Below are 26323 nucleotides of genomic sequence, written 5' to 3' on the forward strand. Positions count from 1 at the left end.
GCGAGGGCACGCCGGGGCCGAACGGCCGTCGGCGTCTGCGTGCCCTGCACACGCGGAGGTTTGCCTAGTGATTGCGGCGCGGGATCCCCGCCGTCTGCGCCACGCGCTGGTACTTGGTCGCGGGCTTGAGCACCATGCCTTCGGACAGCGTGTCCACCATGGCGCGCTGGATCTCCTGCCACGGCGTCTGGCTCGCCGGGATCGGGTAGCCACCTCTGGCCTCCAGCTCGCGCGCGCGTTCCTGCAGGTCCTCGTCGCTCACCAGCATGTTGACCGTGCGCAGCTTCAGGTCCACGCGCACCCGGTCGCCGGTTTGCAGCAGGGCGAGGCCCGCGCCCGCCGCGGCTTCGGGCGAGGCGTTCAGGATCGAGGGCGAACCCGAAGTGCCCGACTGCCTGCCGTCGCCGATGCAGGGCAGCGCCGAGACGCCGCGCTTGAGCAGGTGCGCGGGCGCGCGCATGTTCACCACTTCCGACGAACCCGGATGGCCGATGGGGCCGACGCCGCGCATGAACAGGATGCACGAGGCATCGATGTCCAGCGCCGGGTCCTCGATGCGGCGTTCGTAGTCTTCCGGGCCGTCGAAGACGATGGCGCGGCCGACGAAGGCGTCGAGGTCGCCGGGGGCACTGAGGTAGCGCGCCCTGAACTCGTCCGAGATCACGCTGGTCTTCATGATCGCGCTGTCGAACAGGTTGCCCGACATCACGAGGAAGCCGGCGTTCTCCCGCAGCGGCGCCTCGAAGGGCCGGATCACGTCGGCGTCCTTGATCCGTGCCTCGGCGCAGTTGGCGGCCAGCGTCTTGCCGTTGACCGTGAGCGCGTCGTCGCGGATCAGCCCGTGGCGATGCAGTTCCGCCACCACGGCCGGCACGCCACCGGCGCGGAAGAACTCCTCGCCCAGGTACTTGCCGGCCGGCTGCATGTCGAGCAGCAGCGGCACCTCGAGCCCCACGCTTTCCCAGTCTTGAAGGACGAGCTCGACGCCCGCGTGCTTGGCCACGGCGATCAGGTGGATGGGCGCATTGGTCGAGCCGCCGATGGCCGAGTTGACGACGATCGCGTTCTCGAAGGCCGCGCGCGTCAGGATGTCCGAGGGCTTGAGGTCCTCGCGCACCATCTCCACGATGCGGCGCCCGGTCTCGTAGGCCATCTGGCCGCGTTCGCGGTAGGGTGCCGGAATGGCCGCGCAGCCCGGCAGGCTCATGCCCAGCGCTTCGGCCAGCGCGTTCATGGTCGAGGCCGTGCCCATCACGTTGCAATGGCCGATCGAGGGCACGGTGGAACCGACCAGGTCGATGTAGCCGGGGAAGTCGATGCTGCCCTTGGCGAACAACTCGCGCGCCTTGAACAGCGTGGTGCCGGTGCCGGTGCGCTCCCCATCGTGCCAGCCGTTGAGCATCGGGCCGCCCGAGAGAATGATCGCGGGGATGTTGGCGGTGGCGGCCGCCATCAGCGCGGCCGGCGTGGTCTTGTCGCAGCCGGTGGTCAGCACCACGCCGTCGATCGGGTAGCCGGTCAGTGTCTCGACCAGGCCCAGGTAGGCCAGGTTGCGGTCGAGCGCGGCCGTGGGGCGGCGGCCGTTCTCCTGGATCGGGTGCATGGGGAACTCCATCGCGATGCCGCCCATCTCGCGGATGCCTTCGCGCACGCGCAGCGCCAGCTCGCGGTGGTGCCGGTTGCAGGGCGTGAGGTCGGAGCCGCTCTGCGCGATGCCGATGATGGGCTTGCCGGACTGCAGCTCTTCCCGCGTGAGGCCGTAGTTGAGGTACCAGGCCAGGTGGAGCACCGAGAGCTCGCTGTGTTCGGGGTTGTTGAACCACGAGGCGGAGCGGAGGGGGCGGGGGGTCATGGGCGTCTGTCTCCTGTGCGTTGTCGTTGTGCGGCCGGAGCTTAGGTGGGCGATTCGTCGAGCGCCAATGAGATCGGTTGCGAGGCCGTATAAGCGCTCCAAATACAGCCGATGCCCCGCCGGGTCCGCTGGCTTGCCCGCGCTTCTAGAATGCCCCGGTGAGCGCCCTTCCCTCTTCCAGCCCCCTGCCCGAACGCCGCCCGATCCGCGAGCTGCCCGACGAACTGATCAGCCAGATCGCGGCCGGCGAGGTGGTCGAACGGCCGGCCTCGGTGGTGCGCGAACTGGTCGACAACGCGCTCGATGCGGGCGCCACGCAGGTCACGCTGCGGCTGTCGGCCGGCGGCGTGCGCCTGATCTCGGTCGAGGACGACGGCGGCGGCATTCCGCGCGAGGAGCTCAGCGTGGCCCTGCGCCGCCATGCCACCAGCAAGATCGCCAGCCTCGACGACCTCGAGACCGTGGGCACCATGGGCTTCCGGGGCGAGGCGCTGGCGGCCGTCAATTCGATCGCCGAGCTCACGCTGCACTCGCGCGCCCGCGGCGCCGACGCGGCCTATGCGCTCGACGGCCGCACCGGCGAGCTGCGCCAGGTCGCGCGTGCCGAGGGCACCACGGTCGAGGTGCGGGAGCTGTTCTACGCCACGCCCGCGCGCCGCAAGTTCCTCAAGACCGACGCCACCGAGCTCGCGCATTGCGTGGAGGCGGTGCGCCGCCACGCGCTGGCGCGGCCCGACGTCGGCTTCTCGGTCTGGCACGAGGGCAAGCTGGTCGAGCAGTGGCGCGCCACCGGCACGCGCGACCCGCGGCTGTCGGATGCGCTGAGCGAGGATTTCGTGGCGCGCAGCGTGGCGGTCGACCACGAGCGCGGCGCGGTGCGCGTCGAAGGCCGGGCCGGCATCCCCGATGCGGCGCGCTCGCGCGGCGACCAGCAGTTCTTCTACGTCAACGGCCGCTTCGTGCGCGACAAGGTGCTCAACCACGCGGTGCGCAGCGCCTACGAAGACGTGCTGCACGGCCAGCGCCAGCCGGTCTATGCGCTGTACCTGACCATCGACCCGGCCCGGGTCGACGTCAACGTGCACCCGACCAAGATCGAGGTGCGCTTCCGCGACGGCCGCGAGGTGCACCAGGCGGTGCGCCATGCGGTCGAGAACGCGCTGGCCGCACCGCGCGCGGGCGACGCCGAGGCACCGACCGCCGTGCCGCTGTTCTCGCCGAGCTCGGCCGCCCCGGCCCCCAGCCTGCCCGCCTGGACCCAGCCGCGCATGCATTTCGCGGCCGAACGCGGCACGGGCGACCTGGCGGCGATGTGGCCCTCGGCCCCCGCGACCGTGCCGCCCACCACCGCCGACGCGGCCCTCGACGCGCCGCCGCCCTGGTCGGCACCGCGGCCGACCGCGCCGGCGCCGGCCGCCGTGCCCCGCCCGGCTGCGGCCGACAGCGAGCCCGTCTGGCCGCTGGGCCGCGCGCTGGCGCAGCTGCAGGGCATCTACATCCTGGCCGAGAACAGCCAGGGGCTGGTGATCGTCGACATGCACGCGGCGCACGAGCGCATCGTCTACGAGCGGCTCAAGACCCAGCTCGACGGCGCGGCCATCAGCAGCCAGCCGCTGCTGATTCCCGCCACCTTCGCCGCCACGCCGCAGGAGGTGGCGACCGCCGAGGCCTGCGCCGAGGTGCTGGCCACGCTGGGCCTGGAGGTCGAACCCTTCTCGCCGCGCACCTTGGCGGTGCGCGCGGTGCCCGGCACGCTGGCCGACGGCGACCCGGTCGAGCTGGCCCGCAGCGTGCTGGCCGAGCTGGCCCAGCACGACGCCAGCACGGTGGTGCAGCGGGCCCAGAACGAGCTGCTGTCGACCATGGCCTGCCACGGGGCGGTGCGGGCCAACCGCAAGCTCACGCTGGACGAAATGAACGGCCTGCTGCGCCAGATGGAGGCCACCGAGCGCTCCGACCAGTGCAACCACGGCCGGCCCACCTGGCGCCAGTTGAGCGTGCGCGAGCTCGACGGACTGTTCCTGCGCGGCAGGTAACAGAACCAATACAAGGGTTTCCGAGGGTCAGCGAAGCGGCGGGCACGCACGTTGCATGGTCTTCTGGTCGGAACTTTCCGCCTACCTGACCTGTCTGTCACCCACGCATGAAACATTGGTCCCTGTTCGCCACGGCCACCGCCCTGATCGCCCTGCTGGCCGGTGGCTGCTCGACGCTCGACGAGCGCCAGCGTGAATGGATCTTCCAGCCCAGCGACCGCAGCTGGGGCAATTCGGAAGCCATGACCCAGGGCATGGACGACGTCTGGATCGATTTCAGCTCCTCCGTGACCGGCGAGCCCGCGCGGCTGCACGGCCTCTGGCTGGGCGGCGCCCCGGAATCGGTCGACACCCCCGTGCTGCTGTACCTGCACGGCGCACGCTACAACGTGGCCGGTTCGGCCCCGCGCATGCGCCGGATGCACGAACTGGGCTTCTCGGTGCTGGCCATCGACTACCGCGGCTTCGGCAAGAGCTCGGCCGGCCTGCCCTCCGAGGAAACCGCCCGCGAGGACGCCCGCGCCGCCTGGACCTGGCTGGCCGCGCGCCATCCGCAACAGCGTCGTTACATCTTCGGCCATTCGCTGGGCGGCGCGATCGGCATCGATCTGGCCGCGCATGTGAACGACGAGAGCGGCACCATCGTCGAGAGCACCTTCACCTCGATCGCCGACGTGGCCAGCAGCTTCAAGTGGGGCTGGCTGCCCTTCGGCCCCTTCATCACCCAGCGCTTCGAGGCCATCCGCAAGGTCAAGGACATCGGCGCGCCGCTGCTGGTGGTGCACGGCACGGCCGACAGCCTGATCAACCCGACCCTGGGCCGCAAGCTCTACGAAGCGGCCCGGGTGCCCAAGATGTTCGTGCTGGTCGAGGGCGGCTCGCACCACAACACCAATTCGGTGGGCGCGGCCCAGTACCGGGCCGCCCTGTCGCAGCTGTTCCGCATGAAGCCGCCGGGCACCGAGGTGGCCGAGCTCCGCACGCACGGCCTCTGAGCGTCCCGCGCGCCCGCGAAATCCGGCGCCGGCTTTTGTTACCCTCGGGCGCATGCCGCCTTCCTCCCTTGCACCGGCGGCCGCGCCGGTCGCGTCGCCCGCGCTGATCGTCCTGACGCTGGCCCTGCTGCTGGGCATCCAGCCCGTCACCACCGACCTCTACCTGCCCGCCCTGCCGGCCCTGACCTCGGGCTTCGGCGCGCCCATGGCCCATGCCCAGCTCACGCTCACGGCGCTGCTGCTGGCCTTCGGGCTCTCGCAGCTGCTGCTGGGCCCGCTGTCCGACCGCTACGGCCGCCGGCCGGTGCTGCTCTGCGGCCTGGCCGCCTATGTCGTGGCGGCGGTGGGCGGTGCGATGGCGCCGTCGATGGAATGGCTGATCGGCTGGCGCACCGTGCAGGGCGCCGCCATGGGCGCGGCGGTGATGGCGGCCCGCGCCATCGTGCGCGACCTGTACCTGCCGGCCGAGGGCGCGCGCGTGATGTCGCGTGCGCTCACCGGCCTGGGCGTGATCGCCTGCCTCTGCGCGCCGCTGGGCGGGCTGCTGTCGGACCTGGCCAACTGGCGCGTGGCCCTGCTGGCGCCGGCGCTGTTCGGTGCCGGCACGCTGGCGCTGGTCGCGCTGCGTTTCGAGGAGTCGCTGGCGCGGCGCAACCCCGATGCGCTGGCGCCGCGCACCCTGCTGCGCACCTGGGCCACGGTGCTGCGCCACCCCACCTTCCTGGCCTTCTGCGCGCTCACCACCGCCTCCTATGCGGTGCTGTTCACCTTCCTCGCGGCCTCCTCCTTCGTGTTCATCCAGGTGCTGGGCCTGACGAAGACGCAGTACGGCCTGGTGATGCTCTGGAACTCGCTGGCCTACATCGCCGGCACCTTCGTCTGCCGCCACTGGCTGCCGCGCCACGGCGTGCGCGGCAGCATCGCGCGCGGGGCGGTGCTCACGCTCGGCGGCGGCACGCTGATGGGCGGGCTGGCGCTGGCCGGCGTGCAGTCGGTGGCCGCGATCGTGGGCCCGCTCACGCTGGTGATGCTGGGCCACGGCGTGCACCAGCCCTGCGGCCAGAGCGGCGCGGTCGGGCCCTTCCCGCAGGCCGCCGGTGCCGCGTCGGCGCTCAACGGCTTCGTGATGATGCTCGCGGCCTTCGGCATCGGCGGCTGGCTGGGCACCCACCTCGACGGCACGGTGCGGCCGCTGGCCTATGGCATGTGGTTCTGGAGCGTGTGCATCGCGCTGATCGGCTGGACCCTGGTTCAAAAGTATGGAGAAGCCCGTGGCGAATGACACCCAGGCGCCATCGGGCACGCGCTTCGCCGCCCTGGCCGGCCCCACCGCCGCCGGCAAGACCGCGGCCGCGCTCGCGGTGGCGCGGCGACGGCCGGTGGAGATCGTCAGCGTCGACTCGGCGCTGGTCTACCGCGGCATGGACATCGGCACCGCCAAGCCCAGCGCGGCCGAGTTGGCCGAAGCGCCGCACCACCTGATCGACATCCGCGACCCGCGCGAGGCCTACAGCGCCGCCGCCTTCGTAGCCGATGCCACCCGGCTGATCGGCGAGATCAACGCCCGCGGTCGCCTGCCGCTGCTGGTGGGCGGCACCATGCTGTACTTCAAGGCGCTGGCCGACGGCATCGACGCCATGCCCTCGGCCGACCCCGCGGTGCGCGCGATGCTCGAAGCCGAAGCCGCGACCCACGGCTGGCCCGCGATGCATGCGCGCCTGGCCGCGGTCGACCCGGTCACGGCCGCGCGGCTGGCGCCCAACGACAGCCAGCGCCTGCAGCGCGCGCTCGAGGTCTGGCACAGCAGCGGCCGGCCGCTGTCGCACTTCCATGCGGCGGCCGACAAGGTCCGCGGGCCGCAGGCCGCGGTGTTCGTCTCGCTCGAAGCCACCGAGCGCAGCTGGCTGCATGGCCGCATCGCCGAACGCTTCGACGCGATGCTGGCCGGCGGCTTCCTGGCCGAGGTGCAGGCGCTGCGCGCGCGCGGCGACCTGGTGGCCGACCTGCCCTCGATGCGCTGCGTGGGCTACCGGCAGGCCTGGGAGGCGCTCGACGGCGACCACCCGATGACCGAACTGCGCGAACGCGGCATCGCCGCCACGCGCCAGCTGGCCAAGCGCCAGATGACCTGGCTGCGCAGCATGCCGCAGCGCCAGGTGGTCGCGGCCGAGGCACCCGACGCCGTCGCACAGGTGGTCGACCGCATCATGGGCATCGCATGACACTGCACATCGAAGGCCTGGCCAAGCGCTATGGCGACGCGACCGTGTTCGCCGAGGTCTCGCTCACGGTGGCGGCGGGCGAGTTCGTCGCCATCGTGGGCGAATCGGGCGTGGGCAAGTCGACCCTGCTCAACTGCATGGCCGGCCTCGACACCTGGGACGCGGGGCGCATCGTGCACGACGGCACCGACATCGGCGCGCTCGATGCCGAAGCCTGCGCGATCTGGCGCCGCAGCCAGGTGGGCTTCGTGTTCCAGGCCTTCCATGTGCTGCCGCACCTCGACGTGGCGCAGAACGTGGGCCTGCCGCTGATGCTGCTGGGCCGGCGCGACGAGGCGCGCGTGGCGCGCATGCTGGAAGTGGTCGGCCTGGCCGGGCTCGGGGCGCGGCTGCCGCAGCAACTGAGCGGCGGCCAGCTGCAGCGCGTGGCCATCGCGCGCGCGCTGGTGCACCGCCCCGCCCTGCTGCTGGCCGACGAGCCCACCGGCAACCTCGACCCGACCACGGCGGCCAAGGTGATGGACGTGCTGCTGGCCCAGACGCGCGAGCACGGCGCCTCGTTGGTGCTGGTCACGCACTCCGAGGCGGCGGCGGCGCGGGCGGACCGGGTGCTGCACCTGACATCGCAAGGGATCGTGCGTGCGTGACACGGTGAACGAGGTCCTCGGTGAAGTGAGGATGCTCCTTCACCGTGGCCTGCCGACCGAAACGCTTCGTTCTTCACGCTTCCTCTGGACTCGCCTGGCCGTCGTACTGACGTTGATGCTGGGCAGCGCCATGGTCCTCGGCACCATCGCGGAAAGACTGGGCCTCGCACGCGAGATGGTCTTCCTTGGCGCGGGCGCAGGCCCGCTCACGTGGCGCGTATGGCTGCTCGGCGTCGTGCTTGCACCGGTGGCCGAAGAGCTCGTCTTCAGAAGCGGATTGAGAAGCGCGACCATGGCAGTCCTGCTGCTGTGGTCATTGCTGCTGGTCATCGCGCTCGTCAGTCCCCAGCGCCCTTCGATGCTCGGTCTGTTCGCGTTGTTCACCGTGGGCGCGCTTCTGTCGCTTCTGAACGCACAAAGACGCAGGGCCTTGCTGCCCTGGGTCCACCGTGTACTGCTTCGCCATCGCGCCCTGTGGGTGCACCTGTCCACGGTGTCGTTCGCACTGGTCCATCTCAGCAATTGGCAAGTGATCTCCGGCACGCCCGTTCGTGCCGTGGTGCTGGTGATGCCTCAACTGGTGACCGGGTACGGACTCGCCTACATCTGCATTCGCATGGGCCTGCGCTGGTCCATCCTTGCGCATGCCTTGTTCAATGCTTGCGTTTTCCTGATGGAAACCGTGGCTTCGCCCTGACTCACTCGCCCGCCAACAGCGCCGCGTAGCGCCCCAGGTCCACGTTGCCCCCGCTCACGATCACGCCGACCCTCGCGCCCGGCAGCGTGGCCGCGTCCTGGCAGGCGCCGGCGAAGGCCAGGCCGCCCGTGGGTTCGACCACCATCTTCATGCGCTCGGCGAAGAAGCGCATCGCGTCGACCAGCTGCGCGTCGCTCACGGTGCGGATGTCGTCCACGTCGCGCCGGATGATGGCGAAGGTGTGCTGGCCCAGGTGCTGGGTCTGCGCGCCGTCGGCGATGGTGCGCGGCGTCTCGATGTGCACGATGCGGCCGGCACGCAGCGACTGCTGGCCGTCGTTGCCGGCCTCGGGCTCGATGCCGTAGACCTTGCAGCCGGGCGACAGCGCGCGCGCCGACAGGGCCGAGCCGCTGAGCAGCCCGCCGCCGCCCAGGCACACATAGAGCGCATCGAGCGGGCCGGTTTCCTCGATCAGTTCCTTCACGGCCGTGCCCTGGCCGGTGAGCACGTCGGGGTGGTCGTAGGGCGGGATCAGCGTCATGCCGCGCTCGGTCGCCAGCTGCTGCGTGAGCGCCTCGCGGTCCTGCGTGAAGCGGTCGTAGAGCACCACCTCGGCGCCGTAGCCGCGGGTGGCGGCCAGCTTGGCGGCCGGGGCGTCCTGCGGCATCAGGATCAGCGCGGGCATGCCCAGCAGCCGGGCCGACAGCGCCACGGCCTGCGCGTGGTTGCCCGAGGAGAAGGCGATGGCGCCGGCCTTGCGCTGCGCCGCGTCGAAGCGCGACAGCGCATTGAAGGCGCCGCGGAACTTGAATGCGCCCATGCGCTGGAAGTTCTCGCATTTGAAGAAGAACTGCGCGCCCCAGCGCGCATCGGCGGTGGCGGAGCGCAGCACGGGGGTGCGGTGGGCATGGCCTTCGAGCCGCGCGGCGGCGGCGACCACGTCGTCGTAGGTGGGCAGTGCAGTCATGCCGCACAGCTTACCAAGCTCAGGTGTAGAGGGAAGGCACCGGCGCCTCGTCCTTGAGCGCCCAGCGCCCCAGCATGTTGAGCTTGTAATCCAGCGGATCGTGCAGCGTGTGGGTGCGCGCGTTGCGCCAGAAGCGGTCGAAGCCCAGCGAAGCGTGCGTGCCGCGTGCGCCCACCACCTCGAACAGTTCCTGGCTCGCGTACAGGCCCGCGCGGTGCGCCACCACCTTGGCCTCGGCCACCGCGATCGCGACCGCGGCGCGCTCGTCCGCCACGAGGGCTTCGCCCTTCACGTAGGCCGCATCGAGCGCCTGCGCGGCGCGGTCGGCCAGCGCCTCGCCCGCGGCAACCTGAACCTGCAGTTCGCCGAAGCGGTTGAGCGTGTAGGGGTCGTCGGTGGCATGGGCGACGCCCGAGCTGACCCAGGGCCGCGCGTTCGTGTGCGCCCATTGGCGCGCTTCCTGTCGTGCACCGATGGCGATGCCCAGGTACAGGTTGACCAGCACCAGCTGGCCGATGGTGGTGCGCAGCGTGTGGAAGGCCGTGGGCACGGCGTCGCTCGCGCGGATCACGTCGCGCGCGGGCAAGGCCACCTGCGTGAAGACCACCGCGTTGCTGTCGGTCTGGCGCTGGCCGATCGGGTCCCAGTCGTCGAGCACCGCGATGCCCGGCTGCTGCGTCGGCACGATGCCCAGCAGCATGGGCCCGCCCGCGGCCGGCACGGCCGAGAGCGTCATGTAGCTGGAACCCGTGGTGCCCGAACAGAAGCTCTTGGTGCCCTCGAGCACCAGGTCGCCATCGGCACCCTGGTGCGCCTCGAGCCGGCGATCGATGGGGTTCATCGCATTGCCCCACCAGCCCTGCTCGCGCACCGTGGCCGAGAGCCAGCGCTGCTGCTGGTCCGGCGTGCCGTAGATGGCCACGGTCGCGACCTGCAGGTGATGGAAGGCCAGCACATGGGCCAGGGCGCTGTCGACCGCCGCGATGCGCCGCACCGTCGTGAACACGCTGCGCCAGTCGAGGCCGCGGCCGCCGAAGGCCTGCGGCACGGCGTCGTTCAACAGGCCGTGCGCCCGGATCAGGGCCTTCTCGGCGGCGGCATGGCCGCCCTCGCGGTCGCGGGCCACGGCGGTGGCGCGCAGGGCATCGAGCAGCGGCTGCAGGTCGTCGACGGGCGGATGGGGCAGGCGGGCGTTCATGGATGAGGGGCTAGAACCAGAGATGGTGCGGCGGCAGCTTGCCGTTGAGGAAATGGTCGCCCAGCGCGTGGTATTTCCAGCGCACCGGGTCGTGCAGCGTGTGGGTGCGCGCGTTGCGCCAGTGGCGATCGAGGCCGTGCTCGGCCACCGTGCTCTGCGCGCCGGCCAGCTCGAACAGCTTGCTCGCGGCCTGCAGCGCGACCTCGGTGGTGAGGATCTTGGCTTCGGCCACGGCCAGCGAGGCTTCGCCGGCCTGCTCGGGCGTCGAGACCGCGGGCGTGTCGTCGAGCGCGCGCGCGGCGCGTTCGAGCAGCGCATCGGCGGCGCGCAGCTGCACGCGCAGGCGCCCCACCTCGCTCAAAGTCAGCGGGTCGGCGCTGGCAAGATCCACACCGCTGTCGATCCACGGCCGGGCACGTGTGGTCACGAAATGGCGCATGTCCTCCAGCGCCGCATGGGCGATGCCGCCGTCGATGGCGGCCTGCAGGATCTGCGAGAAGGGGCCGGCCAGCGTCGGCCGCGCGAAGCGCGTCGAAGGCACGAGCTGCCAGGCCTGCACGGCCACCTGGGCCAGCGTCACGCTGCCGCTCGCCGTGGTGCGCTGGCCGAAGCCCGACCAGTCGTCGATCACCGCCAGGCCCGGCGCGCCGCGCTCGACGATCGCGAGCCAGGGCTTGTCCTGCGCGTCGCGCGCCGACACCGGAATCCAGTCGGCGAACAGCGCGCCGGTCGAGAAGGCTTTGCGGCCATCGAGGCGGAACGCGCCCTCGCCCGCCGCAACGTCGGCCACCAGGCGGGTGCGGGTCTCGCGCACATGGCGGGTGCCGATCTCCGACACCGCATTGCCCAGCCGCGCGCCGCGCAGCAGCTCGGCGAAGAAGAAATCCTGCTGCGCGGGGCTGCCGTCGAGCCGCAGCGCGCAGACCACGCTGTAGTGGTTCTGCGGAATCTGGGCGATCGAGGGGTCGGCCTGCGCGATGCGCCGGAACACCTCGACCAGCGTGACATGGCTGACGTCGGCGCCGCCGTGGCTGCGCGGCACGGTCAGCGCCCAGAGGCCGCTCTGCGAGAAGGCGTCGACCTCGGCATGAGGCAGCAGGCGGTCGCGATCCCGCGCGGCGGCGCCTGGCGCGATCGCGGCGGCGAAGGCGGCCGCGGCCTCGAGCGCCTCGGCATCGTCGCGGATGACGTGGGCATCGGGCCGCGTGAAGGCGCGCGCACGGCGCGGCCTGTGGTGGTTGTCGTGGCTGTCGTGGCTGCCGTGGCTCATGCCCTCTCCCTTCGATTGGCCCGGCGCGCCAGCGCGTCGCCGCTCCATTGCACCGCGCCGACCAGCACGATCAGCAGCGCGATCACTTCCAGCATCACCACCGTGTCGAAGCGCTGGTAGCCGTAGCGGATCGCCAGGTCGCCCAGCCCGCCGCCGCCCACCGCGCCGGCCATGGCCGAGGAACCGATCATCGTGACCACCGTCAGCGTGAAGCCCGCGATGATCCCGGGCAGCGCCTCGGGCAGCAGCACGTGGCGCACGATGTGCCAGCGCTTGCAGCCCATGGCCTGCGCCGCTTCCACCAGGCCGCGATCGACCTCGCGCAGGCTCACCTCGACCATGCGCGCGAAGAAGGGCGTCGAGGCGATCGACAGCGGCACCACGGCGGCCCACAGGCCGATCGAGGTGCCGACGACCCACCGTGTGAACGGGATCAGCGCCACCAGCAGGATGATGAAGGGGGCCGAGCGCAGCACGTTGACCACGCTGCCCAGCACGCGGTTGACGCCGGGCCGCGCATAGATGCCGCCCGGTGCGGTGGTGGTCAGCACCACCGCGATCGGCACGCCGGCCACGAAGGCGAAGGCGGCCGAGACGCCGACCATCAGCAGGGTCTGCAAGGTCGCGTTGATGAACATGTCAAGCAGCATGCGCGGCTCCTTCTTTTTCCTCTTCTTCGCGCACACCCAGCACCGTGACCTGGTCGACCAGGCCGGCCAGCGCATGGCGCAGCGCATCGACCGAGCGCAGCGAACTGCGCGCCGACAGCACCACGCGGCCCAGCGGCCGGCCTGCGATGCGGTCGATGCCGCCGTGCAGCAGCTGCAGCGGGCCGCCGAGAGCCAGCGCCAGCGCGCCGAGTTCGAACTCGCGCCCGTGCTGGCCGTTGAGCCGCAGGTCCAGCAGCACGGTCGCGCCGGGCGCCAGCGCCGCGTCGGCCTGCACTGGCCGCAGCCCCTGGCGCAACTCGGGCGGCAGCTCGTGCAGCAAGGGCTGCAGCAGCGCGCGCGTGGCGTCGCTGCGCGGGTCGCCGAACACGCGCCAGACCTCGCCCAGCTCGACCAGCCGGCCCTTCTCCAGCACCGCGACGCGGTCGCAGATCTCGCGGATCACCGCCATCTCGTGCGTGATCAGCACCACCGTGAGGCCGAGCCGCCGGTTGATGTCGCGCAGCAGCGCCAGGATCGATTGCGTGGTCTCGGGGTCGAGCGCCGAGGTGGCCTCGTCGCACAGCAGCACTTCCGGGTCGTGCACCAGCGCGCGCGCGATGCCCACGCGCTGCTTCTGGCCGCCCGAGAGCTGTGCGGGGTAGGCGTCCCTCTTGGCCGCCAGGCCCACCAGTTCGAGCAGCGCGCCGACCTTGCGTTCGATCGCCTCGCGCGGCACGCCGGCCACGCGCAGCGGCAGCGCCACGTTGTCCCACACCGTCTTGGCCGACAGCAGGTTGAAGTGCTGGAAGATCATGCCGGTGCGGCGGCGCAGCTTGACCAGCGCGTCCTCGTCGAGCGTGCCCACGTCGGTGCCGTGCACCAGCACGCGGCCCTCGGTGGGCGCCTCGAGCCGGTTGACGGTGCGCAGCAGTGTCGACTTGCCCGCGCCGCTGCGGCCGATGATGCCGAAGACCTCGCCGGTCTCGATGCGGAAGTCGATCCCGGCCAGCGCCTGCGTGCGCCCCGCCTTGCCCTCGTAGTGCTTGCCCACGCGCTCGAACACGATGCTGGCGCCATGCGCCTCCTCACGTGCGCCACGCGCCACGTGGCGGATCTCGGACAGGTCGGTCATGCGGAAGCAGGAGAAAAACGGAAGGACGCGGCCGCGTGCCGATCGGGCAGGCGGTCGGTGCCGAAGAGCTTGTGGCGCAAGGTGCCGGGCGTATAGGCCTTCTTGTAGACGCCACGCGCACGCAGCTCCGGCACCAGCAGGTCGACGATGTCGGTGAAGCACTCGGGCACCACGGTGCGGATCAGGTTGAAGCCGTCGACATCGGCCTCGCGCACCCACGATTCCAGCTCGTCGGCCACCTGCTCGGCCGAGCCGACGATGGGCGTGTGGCGGCTGCCCAGCACCATCTGGTCGAGCAGCCGGCGCGGGGTCCAGACCTGGCCGCCGCTGCGGGTGGTGACCGATTCGAGGAAGGACTTGAGCGCCTGCGTGTCGGGGTTGGTGATGGGCGCATCGAGGTCGAAGCGCGAGAAGTCGATGCCGGTCTGGGCCGAGAAATGCGCCAGGCCGGCTTCGGGGCTCGCGTGGTGCCGGTACTCGGCGAAACGCTCGCGCGCCTCGGCCTCGGTCGCGCCCACCACCACGATGGTGCCGACGAAGAAGCGCAGGTCCGCGCGGCGCCGGCCCAGCGCCACCGCGCGCGCCGTGATGTCGGCGATGGTCTCGCGCGCCTGGGCCTTGGTGCCCGAGACGAAGATGCATTCGGCATGGCGCGCGGCGAAGTCCATGCCGCGCTTGGAGGCGCCGGCCTGGAACAGCACCGGCGTGCGCTGCGGCGAGGGTTCGCTCAGGAAGATGGTGTCGGCCTGGTAGTACGGGCCTTCGTGGCGGATGCGGTGCACCTTGTCGGGCCGGGTGTGGATGCGGGCGGCGCGGTCGTGCACCACCGCATCGTCTTCCCAGCTGCCCTCCCAGAGCTTGTAGGCCAGTGCCATGAAGTCGTCGGCCCGGTCGTAGCGCGCGTCGTGGCCCAGCTGCTGCGTCTGGCCGGCGGCACGGGCCGCGCTGTCGAGGAAGCCGGTCACGATGTTCCAGGCGGCGCGCCCCTCGCTCAGGTGGTCGAGCGTGCTCATGCGGCGCGCGAACAGGTGCGGCACCTCGTAGGACTGGTTCACGGTCACGCCGAAGCCCAGGTGCTCGGTCACGTGCGCCATCAGCGGCACCAGCAGCAGCGGGTCGTTGATCGGGTGCTGCACGCCTTCGCGCAATGCCGCATCGGGGCGGCCTTCCCAGACGTCGTTGGCGCCGATGATGTCGGCCAGGAACAGCGTGTCGAAGCCGCCGCGTTCCAGCGTGCGGGCCAGCTCGGCCCAGTAGCGCGACGTGCGGTAGGCGCGCGAATCGTCGCGCGGATGCGTCCACAGGCCGTGGGCGATGTCGCCGATGCAGTTCATGTGCACGGCGTTGAACAGAATGGGCCGCGCCGCCGCGCCGCGCGCCCCTGCCACCCCGCTCACTTGGCGGGGGTCGCGTTCAGCGCGGTCTTCTGTGCGTTGGCCTGCGCCGTCTCCCACGGGAACTCGACCAGACCGTCGAAGGCCGTGCGCACGGCGGCCTTCACTTCGGCGCTGTTCTGGTAGATGGCGATGAACTTGCGGATGCGCGGGTCGTTGGCGCGCTCGGGCTTGGCGGCCCAGACGAAGCTGTACTTGCTGTTGTCCTTCTCGCGGTAGATCGGCTTGTGCACGTCGAGACCGGCGATCTTGACGAAGGTCGCGTAGGTCACGGCGGCGTCGAGGTCGTCGAAGGCGCGCGCGATGGCCGGGCCGTCGATCTGCAGGATCTGCAGCTTGCGCGGGTTCTCGCTCACGTCTTCCAAGGTCGAGGCGGTGCTGCCGCCGTTCTTGAGCTTGAGCAGGCCGGCCTCCTGCAGCACCAGCAGCGAGCGCGCGGTGTTGATCGGGTCCTGCGCGATCGCGATCTTGGCGCCGGTCTTGATCTGGTCCAGCGAGGTGAGCTTCTTCGAGTAGAGGCCGACCGTGGTGGTGTAGCCGCCCGCGATGGGCACCAGGTTGTAGCCGCCGGCCTTGTTCGACTGCTCGAGGAAGGGCTTGTGCTGGAAGTGGTTCACGTCGACCTCGCCGCTGGCCACGGCCGAGTTGGGCGTGCGCCAGTCGCTGAACTCGATGATCTCGACGTTGAGGCCCTGGGCCTTGGCCTGCTGGGCCGCGATCTCGAGGCCGCGCGTGGCCGGGCTGGTGGCGGTGGCCACCTTGAGCGGCTTGTCCTGCGCGAAGACGGGCGCGCCCAGCGAGGACAGCGCCGCGGCGGCGAGGAAGGCGCCGGCGAAGCGACGGGTGAAGGCGAAGACGGACGAGGGCATGGGTTTCTTCATGGACGACTTTTCTGGCAGGCGGCCGCTGGCGGGCCGCGAAATGGACCCGCGAACTTAAGGCCTCGTCGCCATGCGGACAACGAAGCTTTCAGCCCTTGCTTATGCGCATTCCTTCTTTGTCACGCGCGCGCGATGCCCCTGCAATCGCCGCATGAGCCAAGACACCCCGGAACGCATCGACTGGACCCAGAGCGCGCGCATGCAGGCGCTGAACGCGCTCGCGCCCGAACCCTTCGCCGCCTTCGACAAGGCGGTGTTCGCGCCCGGCCACCTCGAACCCAGGATCAAGGAGCTGATCGCGGTCGCGGTCACGCACGTGACGCAGTGCGAGTCCTGCCTCACGCTGCATGTGAAGAACGCGCGCCGGCTCGGCGCCACCGAGGGCGAGATCGCCGAGGCGCTGTGGGTCGCGGCGCAACTGCGCGCGGGCGGCGCGATCGGCCAGTTCGGCGCCACCCTGGCGGCTCTGAAGCAATCCGGCTGAAGCCGAAGGCGCCGCGGCCTGGCGCGACAATGGCGCCATGCGTGCGCTGCTTCTCACTTTCTCCTGGCAGGAGCTGCGCCACCATCCGTGGCGCAACGCGGCCGCCGTCGTCGCGGTGATGCTCGGGGTGGCGCTGGCCTTCTCGGTGCACCTGATCAACGCCTCGGCGCTCGACGAGTTCTCCAGCGCGGTGCGCTCGGTCAACGGCCAGCCCGACCTCGAGCTGCGCGCCGCGCAGGGCAGCTTCGACGAAGCGCTGTTCGCGCAGGTCGCGCGTCATCCGCAGGTGGCATTGGCCAGCCCGGTGGTCGAGATCCCCGCGAGCACGCTGGCCGCCGACGGCGCCCGGCTGCCGCTGCGCATCTTGGGCGTCGACGCGCTCGCGCTGCCCACGCTCGCGCCCGCGCTGATGCCGGTGCCGGCCGAAGGCGCGGCGCGCTTCGCGCTCTTCGCACCCGACCAGGTCTTCCTCAACGCCGCGGCGCGCAACGCGCTGGGCCCGGCCGCGACACAGCTCGAGACACAGGTCGGCACCCAGCGCCATCCCCTGCAGATCGCCGGCACCGTGGCCGCGGGCGGCAGCGCGCTCGCGGTGATGGACATCGCGGCCGCGCAGGAACGCTTCGGCCGGCTCGGCCAGCTCACGCGCATCGACCTGCGGCTGCAGGGCGGCATCGACCGCGCGGCCTTCGTCCGCTCGCTGGAGGGCGCGCCCGGCTGGCCCTCGAACGTGCGCATCGCCGAACCCGGCGATGCGGCCGAGCGCGTGAGCAACCTCTCGCGCGCCTACCGCGTCAACCTCACGGTGCTCGCGCTGGTCGCGCTGTTCACCGGCGCCTTCCTGGTGTTCTCGGTGCTGGCGCTCAGCGTGGCCAAGCGCGCGCAGCAGTTCGCGCTGCTGGGCGTGCTGGGCCTGACGCCGCGCGGCCGGCTGGCGCTGGTGCTGGCCGAGTCGCTGATCCTGGGCGTGGTCGGCAGCCTGGCGGGCATCGCGCTGGGCGCGGGCCTGGCGGTGTTCGCGCTGCGCGTGCTGGGCGGCGACCTGGGCGGCGGCTACTTCGCGGGCGTGGCGCCCACCCTGCACTGGCGCTCGGGTGCCGCGCTGCTCTATGGCGGGCTGGGCGTGGCCGCGGCGCTGGTCGGCGGCTGGTGGCCCGCGCGCGCGGCGCAGGCGCTGCCCGAGGCGCAGACGCTCAAGGGCCTGGGCGCGGCGCCCGCGCGGCAGGGCGCGCGCATCCTGCCCTTCGTGCTGCTGCTGGCCGGCGTCGCGCTCGCCCAGATGCCGCCGCTGTTTGACATCCCGGTGGCCGCGTACTTCTCGGTGGGGCTGCTGCTGGTGGGTGGCATCACCGCCCTGCCCTGGCTGATCGCGCTGCTCTACGACCGCATCGCGCCGCTGTTCGCACAGCGCGTGCTGCCGATGCTGGCCATCGAGCGCGCGCGCCGCATGCGCGGCACCGCCGCGGTGGCGGTCAGCGGCGTGGTCGCGAGCCTGAGCCTGGCGGTGGCGCTGACCGTGATGGTCGCGAGCTTCCGCGATTCGGTCACCCGCTGGCTCGACGTGGTGCTGCCGGCCGAGCTCTACCTGCGCGTGGCCGGCGCCAGCGCGGCCGACGATGCGGTCTTCACGCCGGTCTTCGTGCAGAAGCTGGCGCGCTTGCCCGGCGTGGCGCGCACCGGCACCCAGCGGCTGCGCCCGCTGCTGCTCGAACCCGCGCGGCCGGCCGTGACCCTGATCGCGCGCAGCCTCGACGAGGGCGCCGCGCGCACGCTGCCGCTGGTGGGCGAGGTGCTGCCCGTGCCCGCGGGGCAGATCGGCATCTATGTGAGCGAGGCCATGGTCGACCTCTACGGCGCGAAGCCGGGCACGGTGTTCGCGCCGCTGGCGCAGGCGCTCGGCGCGCCCGCGGCCGGCCAGCGCTTCTTCGTGGCCGGCGTGTGGCGCGACTATGTGCGCCAGTTCGGCGCCATCACGATGGACGCGCGCGACTTCGAGCGCCTGACCGGCGACGCCGGCGCCAGCGACGTCGCGCTGTGGCTCGCACCCGATGCGGTCGACACCGAGGTGCAGTCCGCGGTTCGCGCGCTGGCGTCGGCCGAGCCCGGGCTGTCGGATGCGCTGGAGCTGGCCTCGGTGGGCCAGATCCGCGCCACCTCGCTGCGCATCTTCGACCGCAGCTTCGCCGTCACCTACTGGCTGCAGGCCGTGGCCATCGCCATCGGCCTGTTCGGCATTGCGGCCAGCTTCAGCGCGCAGGTGCTGGCACGCCGCAAGGAGTTCGGCCTGATGGCGCACCTGGGCTTCACCCGGCGCCAGGTGCTGGCCGTGGTGGCCGGCGAAGGCGCGGCCTGGACCGCGATCGGCGCGGTCGCCGGCCTGGGCCTGGGGCTCGCGGTGTCGGTGGTGCTGGTGAAGGTGGTCAACCCGCAGAGCTTCCACTGGAGCATGGACCTGCTCGTGCCCTGGCTGCGGCTGCTGGCGCTGTGCGCGGCGGTGGTGGCGGCCGGCACGCTGACGGCATGGCTGGCGGGGCGGGCTGCGGCGGGCAAGGATGCGGTGTTGGCCGTGAAGGAAGACTGGTAGGAAGGGCCCGCAGCGCCATGGCGGCCGAGCGAAGCGATGGCCCGACGGGTTCCCCACCCCCTCTGGCCGCGCCGAGGAGCGCAGCGTTTCGCGGATCAGGGCTCGCCCTTGTTTGAGCGAAGCGAGTTCGGGCGAGACCCCGCGAAACGCGAGCACCGCAGGTTGCCCGCAGCGAAGCGGAGGGACGCGGACAGTGGGGTCGCCTTTCTTTTGCCCACTTTTCTTTGGCGAAGCAAAGAAAAGTGGGTCGCCTGCCGGGGCGAGTCCCGGCTCCTGCCCCAGACAAGCCCTCGACCCCTCAACGCCCCGGCATCAACTGGATCCGCTCGACCGTCTCCTTCTCCACCGCCGCACGCGAGTAGACCAGCGGCACGTATTTGCCTTCGAGCCACAGCGGCGCGAGATCGCGGTAGTTCGGACTGTCCGGATTCCCCGACTGCCCCGGCGCGTTGATCACGCGCGAAGCGTCCCAATTGCCCACGTCGAGCACCATGCGGAAGGACGCGCCCGCGGTCAGCTTGTAGTCGCTGGCGCGGTAGGTGGCGGCCATCGGCGTGAAGGCCGAGCCGGACATCGGCCAGTCGCCCACATCGAGCTTCTTGCGCGCGGCCGCGTCGACCACGCCGCCGAGCGGATGGCGGAACTCGGCGCGGTGCAGGGCGCCCCACTTCCAGGCCGCCGTGTCGGGGCCCAGCTTGGCCGTGAGTTCCTGCATCGCGAGCGGCAAGGTCGTCAGCAGCAGCGCATCGCGCTGCGCGTTCGTGACCCAGCCGGCGGGGTTCTCGAGCAGCAGCACCATGCGCGTGTTGTCGCCGGGCGTGGCCAGCGCCGCGGCGGCATCGCCCGCGCCGGCCTTGAGCACGGCCGCGCGCAGGGGCTTGCTGCTCCAGACCTCGTACAGCGCGGCGGCGCCGCTGTCGCGGTCCATCGCGCCGTTCCAGCCCTGCAGCAGACGCAGGGCCGAAGCCGTCTGCGGGTCGTCGCTGCGCAGGCCGGCCAGCAGCTTGAGCAGCCGCTGCGCGGGTGTGGCGACGATGTCGTTCTGCATGCGCTCCGAATCCTCGAGGGTGAAGCGCGTGCCTGCCGCCGCCTTGGCCGCGAACAGTTCCTTCAGGCGGCGCGCGCGGGCCGCATCGCTCCATTCGTAGCCCACGCCCTTCTTCGCGGCCGGATGGTCGGGCGGAATGTTGTTCTCGTTGGCCGTCACCACGTAGCCGCGCGCGGGGTTGAACTCCGACGGCAGTTCGTCGCCGTTGCGGAAGCCCGACCATTCGTAGCGCCCGTCGCCCGGCACCGGCATCAGCCCGTCCCAGTTGGGGCGGATCGGCGTGAGCCCGCCGGGAATCCAGCCGACGTTGCCGCTGGTGTCGGCATAGACCTGGTTCTCGCCCGGTGCGCCCCAGCGGTTCATGGCGGCGCGGAACTGGTCCCAGTTGCGCGCGCGCATGTAGTCCATCGATCCGAAGTACGGCGCCATGCCGGGCTCCAGCCAGGCGGCGCGCAACGCGAATGCGCGCTGCTTCCCGGGCTCGGCCAGCAGCACCGGGCCGTGGCGCGTGAAGCTGTTGACCACCTCGCGCGGCGTGCGCTCGCCCTTGACCGCGATGCGTTCGGTCACGCGCGTCATCGGCTCCCAGCGGTCCTGGTAGCGGTATTCGTTGGGATTGGCCGGGTTGAGCTGGTACACGTACAGGTCTTCCTGGTCCATGTAGAAGCGCGTGAGGCCGAAGGCGATGGTGCCGTTGTGGCCGATCGACAGGCCCGGCAGGAAGGGCTCGCCCGCGCCGATGGCGTCCATGCCCGGCGCGCTCAGGTGCGTCATGTAGCGCAGGCTGGGCGCGCCATGGGCGCGGTGGGGGTCGTTGGCCAGGATGGGCCGGCCGGTGGCCGTGAGCTTCGGCGCGATCACCCAGTTGTTGCTGCCGTAGGCACCGGTCGGGTCGCCCTGCGAGGCCTGCTGCGCGTCCTCGCGCTGCCTTTCGGCTTCCGCGCTGCCCGGCAGCAGCGCCACCGGCACGACCGCCGCGCCCGCGTTCATGCCCAGCCGCGTGTTGGCCTTGGTGAAGACCGGCCCTTCGGTGGCGCGCAGGTAAGCGGCGCGCAGTTCGGCGGCCGGGATGTCGCAGGGATCGAGCCCCGGCGGCACCTGCGGCGTCACCGGCGGGTCGAGCTCGCGCCGCAGCCAGTCGGCCTTGGCACCGGCCGGGCCGGCGCAGAACGCACGCGCGCGTTCGATCTCGGAGGTGAAGTTGAGCGTGAGCCCGTGGTGGCGGATGCGCACCACGTCTTCGGCCGACCAGGTGGCCGGCTGGTAGCCGAGCAGCGCGAACTCGGCCGGCAGCAGCGCGGGCTGCGCCTGCACCTGCGCCACGTAGGCGTTGACGCCCGCGGTGAAGGCCTCGGCCACGCGCTTGGCATCGGAGCCGTAGGCGAGCCACTCGCGGTACATGTCGCCGCGGTAGAGCACGGCGCGCGCGGCGCGGTCGCTCTCGACCCAGTCGGGCCCGAAGTCCTTGGCCATCTCGCCCAGGCCGCGCTTGCGCCACAGGTCCATCTGCCAGAGCCGGTCGCGTGCGGCGATGAAACCCTGCGCCACGAAGGCGTCGTAGAGCGTGCCCGCATAGAGATGCGGCACGCCCCAGCGGTCGACCAGCACCTCGGCGGGCTTCTCGAGGCCGGGGATGGCGAAGGATGAGGAAGGCCGGTTCGGCGTGTCGACGCCGGAAGGGTTGCTGGCACAGCCGGCCAACGCCAGGGCCGCGAGCGCCACGGCGCTCAGCTCGATTTTTTTCATGTTTGACTTTGTCTCCTGCCGGGTAGACGGCAGGCCACAGTATCCCGATTCGGCGGCCCGCCGCGTTCCGCACAAACCATGACTTGTAGACTGGCACCGATATGCAGTCCCCCTCTTCCTCCTCCCCTCGCCGCCGCTGGCCCGGCGGCGCGTCAACACGCTGATGGCCGCCTGATGTTTTCGCCACCCTTGCTGTCGCGGCGAAGCCTGTTGTTCGCGGCGCTCGCGGCCGGCCCGCTGGCGGCCTGGGCCCTGCCCGAGCGCACGCTGCAATTCCCACGCGACTTCGGCAGCCACCCCGAGTTGCACACCGAATGGTGGTACATCACCGGCCATGCGAAAAACGCCGTGGGCCGCGAATTCGGCTTCCAGGTCACCTTCTTCCGCTCACGCATCGATGCCACGCAGGCCATGCGCTCGGCCTTCGCGGCCAAGCAGCTGGTGTTCGCGCACGCGGCCGTGACCGACCTCGAGGGCCGCGTGTTGCTGCACGACCAGCGCATCGCCCGCGCGGGCTTCGGCGTGGCATCGGCCAGCGAGGCCGACACCGACGTGCGCATCCGCGACTGGTCGCTGGTGCGCGAGAACGGCGTCTATCGCGCACGCATCCCGGCCGGCGAGTTCGCGCTCGACCTGCGCTTCGCGCCCACCCAGCCGGTGCTGCTGCAAGGCCGGGCCGGCCTCTCGCGCAAGGGGCCCGAAGAGGCGCAGGCCAGCTACTACTACAGCGAGCCGCAGCTCGCGGCGCAGGGCAAGCTGACGCTCAAGGGACAGCCCTTCGAGATCGCGGGCAAGGCCTGGCTGGACCACGAATGGAGCGAGGCGCTGATGCACCCCGAGGCCGTGGGCTGGGACTGGATCGGCATGAACCTCGACGACGGCAGCGCACTCACGGCCTTCCACCTGCGGCGCGCCGACGGCAGCGCGCTGTGGGGCGGCGGTTCGTTCCGGCCGCGCGACGGCACGGCGCGCATCTTCGGCGACGGCGAAGTGCACTTCGACACCGTCAAGACCTGGACCAGCCCGCGCACGCAGGCGACGTACCCCACGCAGTGGCGGGTGCAGACGCCGTCCGGCAATTTCGAAGTGCGCGCGCTGCTCGACGACCAGGAGCTGGACAGCCGCGGCTCGACCGGCGGCGTGTACTGGGAGGGCCTGAGCGACCTGCTCGATGCGCAGGGGCGGCGGGTCGGGCGCGGGTATCTGGAGATGACGGGGTATGCGGCGCCGTTGAAGCTGTAGCGCCGGCACGGAAACGGACCACCGGACGCAGAGGCAGCAAAGATTTCGCAGAAGGCGCAAAAAAGAAAAGACCCTCTTCGGGTCTTTTCTTCCGCGTCTTTTGCGTTCCTTCTGGCTTTCTTCTGCGTCCGGTGGTCCGCTCCCGCTTTCCCGACCCGGGCGCGCCTACCGGGCCCGCCGCCGCTCGATGAACGCGATGATCTCGCCCATGATCCCCTTGCGGAAGGCCAGCACGCAGATCACGAAGATCAGGCCCGTGACCATGGTCACCGACTCGCCCAGCGTGTTGAACCAGTCGACCGTGGTCAGGCGCGCGAGGAAGTTGCCCAGCTCGCCGATCTTGTTCTCCAGCAGCACCACCACCGCCGAACCCACCAGCGGACCCGACAGCGTGCCCAGCCCGCCCACCAGCGTCATCAAAATCACCTGGCCCGAGGCGGTCCAGTGCACGTCCGACAAGGTGGCGAAGCCCAGCACCAGGGTCTTGAGCGAGCCCGCCAGGCCCGAGAGCGCGGCCGAGATCACGAAGGCCAGCAGCTTGAAGCGGCTCACGTCGTAGCCCAGCGAGAGCGCGCGCGGCTCGTTCTCCTTGATGCCCTTCAGCACCTGGCCGAAGGGCGAGTGGATGGTGCGCACGATCAGCAGGAAGGCCGCCACCACGATCACCAGCGCCACGTAGTACATGGTCAGGTCGTTCGAGAGGTCGATCAGGCCGAAGAGCTTGCCGCGCGGCACGCCCTGCAGGCCGTCCTCGCCGCCGGTGAACTTGGCCTGCAGCGCGACGAAGAACATCATCTGCGCGAGCGCCAGCGTGATCATCGCGAAGTAGATGCCCTGGCGCCGGATGGCCAGGATGCCGAAGACCCAGCCCAGGAAGGCGCCGCTGAGCGTGCCCGCGAGCAGGCCCAGCTCGGGCGTCAGGCCCCAGACCTTGATCGCATGGCCGGCCACATAGGCCGAGCCGCCCAGGAAGGCCGCATGGCCGAAGGACAGCAGGCCGGTGTAGCCCAGCAGCAGGTTGAAGGCCGAGGCGAACAGCGCGAAGCACATGAGCTTCATCACGAACACCGGGTAGGCGCCGAAGAACGGTGCCGCGATCAGCGCGACCAGCAGCAGCAGGTAGATGGCAAGAGAGAGCTTCTTCATGGCCGCTTCTTATTTTTCTTTGCCGAACAGGCCGGCGGGGCGGATGAGCAGCACGATGACCATGATCACGAACACGACGGTGGACGAAGCCTCGGGGTAGAAGACCTTGGTGAAGCCCTCGATCACGCCCAGGCCCAGCCCGGTGAGGATCGCGCCCATGATCGAGCCCATGCCGCCGATCACGACCACCGCGAACACCACGATGATCAGGTTCTGGCCCATCAGCGGCGAGACCTGGATCACGGGCGCGGCGAGCACGCCGGCGAAGGCCGCCAGGCCGGCGCCGAAGGCGTAGGTCAGCGTGATCATCAGCGGCACGTTGACGCCGAAGGCTTCGACCAGGCGCGGGTTCTCGGTGCCCGCGCGCAGGTAGGCGCCCAGGCGGGTCTTCTCGATCACGTACCAGGTGGCGAAGCACACGACCAGCGAGGCCACGACCACCCAGGCGCGGTAGTTGGGCAGCACCATGAAGCCCAGGTCGGTGGCGCTCGACAGGGCCTCGGGCGCGTCGTACTGCAGGCCCGAGACGCCATAGACCGAGCGGAACACGCCTTCGATCAGCAAGGTGAGGCCCAGCGTGAGCAGGAGGCCGTAGAGGTGGTCGAGCTTGTAGATCCAGCGCAGCAGCAGGCGCTCGATCAGCACGCCGAAGGCGCCGACGACGATGGGTGCGGCGATCAGCATCACCCAGTAGTTGACGCCCAGGTACTCCATCGCCATCCAGGTCAGGACGGCGCCGAGCATGAACAGCGCGCCGTGCGCGAAGTTGATGACGTTGAGCAGGCCGAAGATCACCGCCAGCCCGAGGCTCAGGATGGCATAGAAAGAGCCGTTGACCAGCCCGAGGAGGAGCTGGCTCAACAAGCCGGGAAGGGAGATGGTCATAGAGATCTCAACGAACCCGGGCGCCGGAGCACCCGCGGAAAATCACTTCCACAGCGCGCACTTGCTCTCGGCCTTGGTCGTGAACACGTCCTCGCCCTTGAGCTTCTGGACCACCTTGTAGTAGTCCCAGGGCTGCTTGGATTCGGCCGGCGACTTGACCTGCACCAGGTACATGTCGTGCACGAAGCGGCCGTCCTCGCGCACATAGCCCTTGGCATAGAAGTCGTCGATCGGCGTCTTCCTGATCTGCGCCATCACCGTGTCGGCGTCGGTGCTCTTGGCCGCCTGCACCGCCTTCAGGTAGGTCATGGTGGCCGAGTAGTCGGCGGCCTGGATGTCGGTGGGCATGCGCTTGGTCTTCTCGAAGAACTTCTTGCCGAAGGCGCGCGTCTTGTCGTCCAGGTTCCAGTCCCAGCTGGTGGTCAGCAGCAGGCCTTCGGTGTTCTTCAGGCCCAGGCTGTGCACGTCGGTCACGAAGACCAGCAGCCCGACCATCTTCATGCTCTTGGTGATGCCGAATTCCTTGGCCGCCTTGATGGCGTTGATGGTGTCGCCGCCCGCATTGGCCAGCGCCAGCACCTGAGCCTTGGAGTTCTGGGCCTGCAGCAGGAACGAAGAGAAATCGGAGGTGTTGAGCGGATGCTTGACGCTGCCCACCACCGTGCCGCCCTTCTCCTTCACCACCTTGGAGGCGTCGGCCTCCAGCGCCTGGCCGAAGGCGTAGTCGGCCGTGAGGAAGAACCAGCTCTTGTCGCCGCGCGCGATCACCGCGCTGCCGGTGCCCTTGGCCAGCGCCACGGTGTCGTAGGCGTAGTGCACGGTGTAGGGGCTGCACTGCTCGTTGGTGAGCGCCGAGCTGCCCGCGCCGTTCACGATGAACACGCGCTTCTTCTCCTGCGCCACCTTGGCCATGGCCAGGCCGGTGCCCGAGCTGGTGCCGCCGAACAGCATGGTCAGGCCCTGCGTGTCGATCCACTCGCGCGCCTTGGAGGCGGCGATGTCGGCCTTGTTCTGGTGGTCGGCCTGCAGCAGCTCGATGGGCATGCCGTTGACCTTGCCGCCGAAGTCGTCGATGGCCATCTGGATCGCGAGGGCGCCGTTCTTGCCCTCCACGTCCGCATAGAGGCTGGACATGTCGGTGATGAAGCCGATCTTGACCTTCTCCTGGGCCTGGGCGGCGCCGACGGCCGTCAGGCAGGTCGCGACGAGGCAGGCAGAGGCGATGAGCGTGCGTTTCATGGGATGGT

21 protein-coding genes are annotated in these 26323 nt (G+C 70.8%); 9 read left to right on the plus strand and 12 right to left on the minus strand.

What is annotated here, in order from left to right; genetic code table 11:
- Nucleotides 1-64: 64 nt before the first annotated feature.
- The gene (locus QTI20_RS10515) at nt 65-1852 is read right to left on the minus strand and encodes an IlvD/Edd family dehydratase (protein ID WP_286548038.1); all 1788 of its coding nucleotides are present in this window, start codon (nt 1850-1852) and stop codon (nt 65-67) included.
- A 158-nt stretch (nt 1853-2010) separates the two neighbouring features.
- Here QTI20_RS10515 and mutL point away from each other — a divergent pair, with 158 nt between their 5' ends.
- From mutL to QTI20_RS10545, 6 genes are all read left to right on the plus strand, one after another.
- Nucleotides 2011-3888, plus strand: coding sequence for a DNA mismatch repair endonuclease MutL (gene mutL / locus QTI20_RS10520; RefSeq protein WP_286548037.1), 1878 nt, complete (start codon nt 2011-2013; stop codon nt 3886-3888).
- Nucleotides 3889-3995: 107 nt separating this feature from the next.
- Nucleotides 3996-4883 (plus strand): alpha/beta hydrolase, encoded by an 888-nt coding sequence (locus QTI20_RS10525; RefSeq protein ID WP_286548036.1) that lies wholly within the window; start codon nt 3996-3998, stop codon nt 4881-4883.
- A gap of 52 nt (nt 4884-4935) precedes the next feature.
- On the plus strand, nt 4936-6165 hold the full coding sequence (locus QTI20_RS10530; RefSeq protein ID WP_286548035.1) for a Bcr/CflA family efflux MFS transporter: 1230 nt from the start codon (nt 4936-4938) through the stop codon (nt 6163-6165).
- A complete protein-coding gene (miaA, locus tag QTI20_RS10535; RefSeq protein WP_503011345.1) occupies nt 6143-7105 on the plus strand; it encodes a tRNA (adenosine(37)-N6)-dimethylallyltransferase MiaA in 963 nt (320 codons plus the stop codon). The genes QTI20_RS10530 and miaA overlap by 23 nt, the downstream gene beginning before the upstream one ends.
- Nucleotides 7102-7752 (plus strand): ABC transporter ATP-binding protein, encoded by a 651-nt coding sequence (locus QTI20_RS10540; RefSeq protein WP_286548033.1) that lies wholly within the window; start codon nt 7102-7104, stop codon nt 7750-7752. Before miaA ends, QTI20_RS10540 begins: the two co-directional genes overlap by 4 nt.
- Nucleotides 7745-8449 (plus strand): CPBP family glutamic-type intramembrane protease, encoded by a 705-nt coding sequence (locus QTI20_RS10545; RefSeq protein ID WP_286548031.1) that lies wholly within the window; start codon nt 7745-7747, stop codon nt 8447-8449. Before QTI20_RS10540 ends, QTI20_RS10545 begins: the two co-directional genes overlap by 8 nt.
- A 1-nt stretch (nt 8450) precedes the next feature.
- On the opposite strand, the gene QTI20_RS10550 is transcribed toward QTI20_RS10545, so the two are convergent.
- The 7 genes from QTI20_RS10550 to QTI20_RS10580 are packed head-to-tail and all read right to left on the minus strand — an operon-like array spanning nt 8451 to nt 15941.
- Entirely contained in the window at nt 8451-9416 is a 966-nt protein-coding gene (locus tag QTI20_RS10550) for a threo-3-hydroxy-L-aspartate ammonia-lyase (RefSeq protein ID WP_286548029.1), read from the minus strand.
- A 19-nt stretch (nt 9417-9435) separates the two neighbouring features.
- Nucleotides 9436-10614 (minus strand): acyl-CoA dehydrogenase family protein, encoded by a 1179-nt coding sequence (locus QTI20_RS10555; protein ID WP_286548028.1) that lies wholly within the window; start codon nt 10612-10614, stop codon nt 9436-9438.
- Between the two features lie 10 nt (nt 10615-10624).
- A complete protein-coding gene (locus QTI20_RS10560) occupies nt 10625-11884 on the minus strand; it encodes an SfnB family sulfur acquisition oxidoreductase (RefSeq protein WP_286548027.1) in 1260 nt (419 codons plus the stop codon).
- Nucleotides 11881-12534, minus strand: a complete 654-nt coding sequence (locus tag QTI20_RS10565; protein WP_286548026.1) for a methionine ABC transporter permease — start codon at nt 12532-12534, stop codon at nt 11881-11883. The genes QTI20_RS10560 and QTI20_RS10565 overlap by 4 nt, the downstream gene beginning before the upstream one ends.
- Nucleotides 12524-13666, minus strand: coding sequence for a methionine ABC transporter ATP-binding protein (locus tag QTI20_RS10570; protein WP_286548024.1), 1143 nt, complete (start codon nt 13664-13666; stop codon nt 12524-12526). The genes QTI20_RS10565 and QTI20_RS10570 overlap by 11 nt, the downstream gene beginning before the upstream one ends.
- On the minus strand, nt 13663-15000 hold the full coding sequence (locus tag QTI20_RS10575) for an LLM class flavin-dependent oxidoreductase (protein ID WP_286548021.1): 1338 nt from the start codon (nt 14998-15000) through the stop codon (nt 13663-13665). The genes QTI20_RS10570 and QTI20_RS10575 overlap by 4 nt, the downstream gene beginning before the upstream one ends.
- A 59-nt stretch (nt 15001-15059) precedes the next feature.
- Entirely contained in the window at nt 15060-15941 is an 882-nt protein-coding gene (locus QTI20_RS10580; RefSeq protein WP_286548019.1) for a MetQ/NlpA family ABC transporter substrate-binding protein, read from the minus strand.
- Between the two features lie 151 nt (nt 15942-16092).
- Here QTI20_RS10580 and QTI20_RS10585 point away from each other — a divergent pair, with 151 nt between their 5' ends.
- Both QTI20_RS10585 and QTI20_RS10590 read left to right on the plus strand, forming a co-directional pair.
- Nucleotides 16093-16425 (plus strand): carboxymuconolactone decarboxylase family protein, encoded by a 333-nt coding sequence (locus QTI20_RS10585; RefSeq protein WP_286548018.1) that lies wholly within the window; start codon nt 16093-16095, stop codon nt 16423-16425.
- Between the two features lie 37 nt (nt 16426-16462).
- Nucleotides 16463-19009, plus strand: a complete 2547-nt coding sequence (locus tag QTI20_RS10590) for an FtsX-like permease family protein (RefSeq protein ID WP_286548017.1) — start codon at nt 16463-16465, stop codon at nt 19007-19009.
- A 298-nt stretch (nt 19010-19307) separates the two neighbouring features.
- Here the strand turns inward: QTI20_RS10590 and QTI20_RS10595 are convergent, their stop codons facing one another.
- Complete coding sequence (locus QTI20_RS10595) at nt 19308-21803, minus strand: penicillin acylase family protein (protein ID WP_286548016.1); 2496 nt, start codon at nt 21801-21803, stop codon at nt 19308-19310.
- A 174-nt stretch (nt 21804-21977) separates the two neighbouring features.
- On the opposite strand from QTI20_RS10595, the gene QTI20_RS10600 reads away from it, so the two are divergent.
- A complete protein-coding gene (locus tag QTI20_RS10600) occupies nt 21978-23045 on the plus strand; it encodes a lipocalin-like domain-containing protein (RefSeq protein WP_286548014.1) in 1068 nt (355 codons plus the stop codon).
- A 165-nt stretch (nt 23046-23210) separates the two neighbouring features.
- On the opposite strand, the gene QTI20_RS10605 is transcribed toward QTI20_RS10600, so the two are convergent.
- Genes QTI20_RS10605 through QTI20_RS10615 form a run of 3 tightly spaced genes read right to left on the minus strand, consistent with a single transcriptional unit; the run spans nt 23211 to nt 26315 of the window.
- Nucleotides 23211-24191: a branched-chain amino acid ABC transporter permease gene (locus QTI20_RS10605; protein WP_286548012.1), complete on the minus strand. Its 981-nt coding sequence runs from the start codon at nt 24189-24191 to the stop codon at nt 23211-23213.
- A 9-nt stretch (nt 24192-24200) separates the two neighbouring features.
- Nucleotides 24201-25076: a branched-chain amino acid ABC transporter permease gene (locus tag QTI20_RS10610; protein WP_183026562.1), complete on the minus strand. Its 876-nt coding sequence runs from the start codon at nt 25074-25076 to the stop codon at nt 24201-24203.
- 42 nt (nt 25077-25118) lie between these two features.
- A complete protein-coding gene (locus tag QTI20_RS10615; RefSeq protein WP_286548009.1) occupies nt 25119-26315 on the minus strand; it encodes an ABC transporter substrate-binding protein in 1197 nt (398 codons plus the stop codon).
- Nucleotides 26316-26323: the final 8 nt, after the last annotated feature.

Origin of the sequence: Variovorax sp. J2P1-31, from assembly GCF_030317215.1 — a bacterium.
Taxonomy (GTDB): domain Bacteria; phylum Pseudomonadota; class Gammaproteobacteria; order Burkholderiales; family Burkholderiaceae_C; genus Variovorax.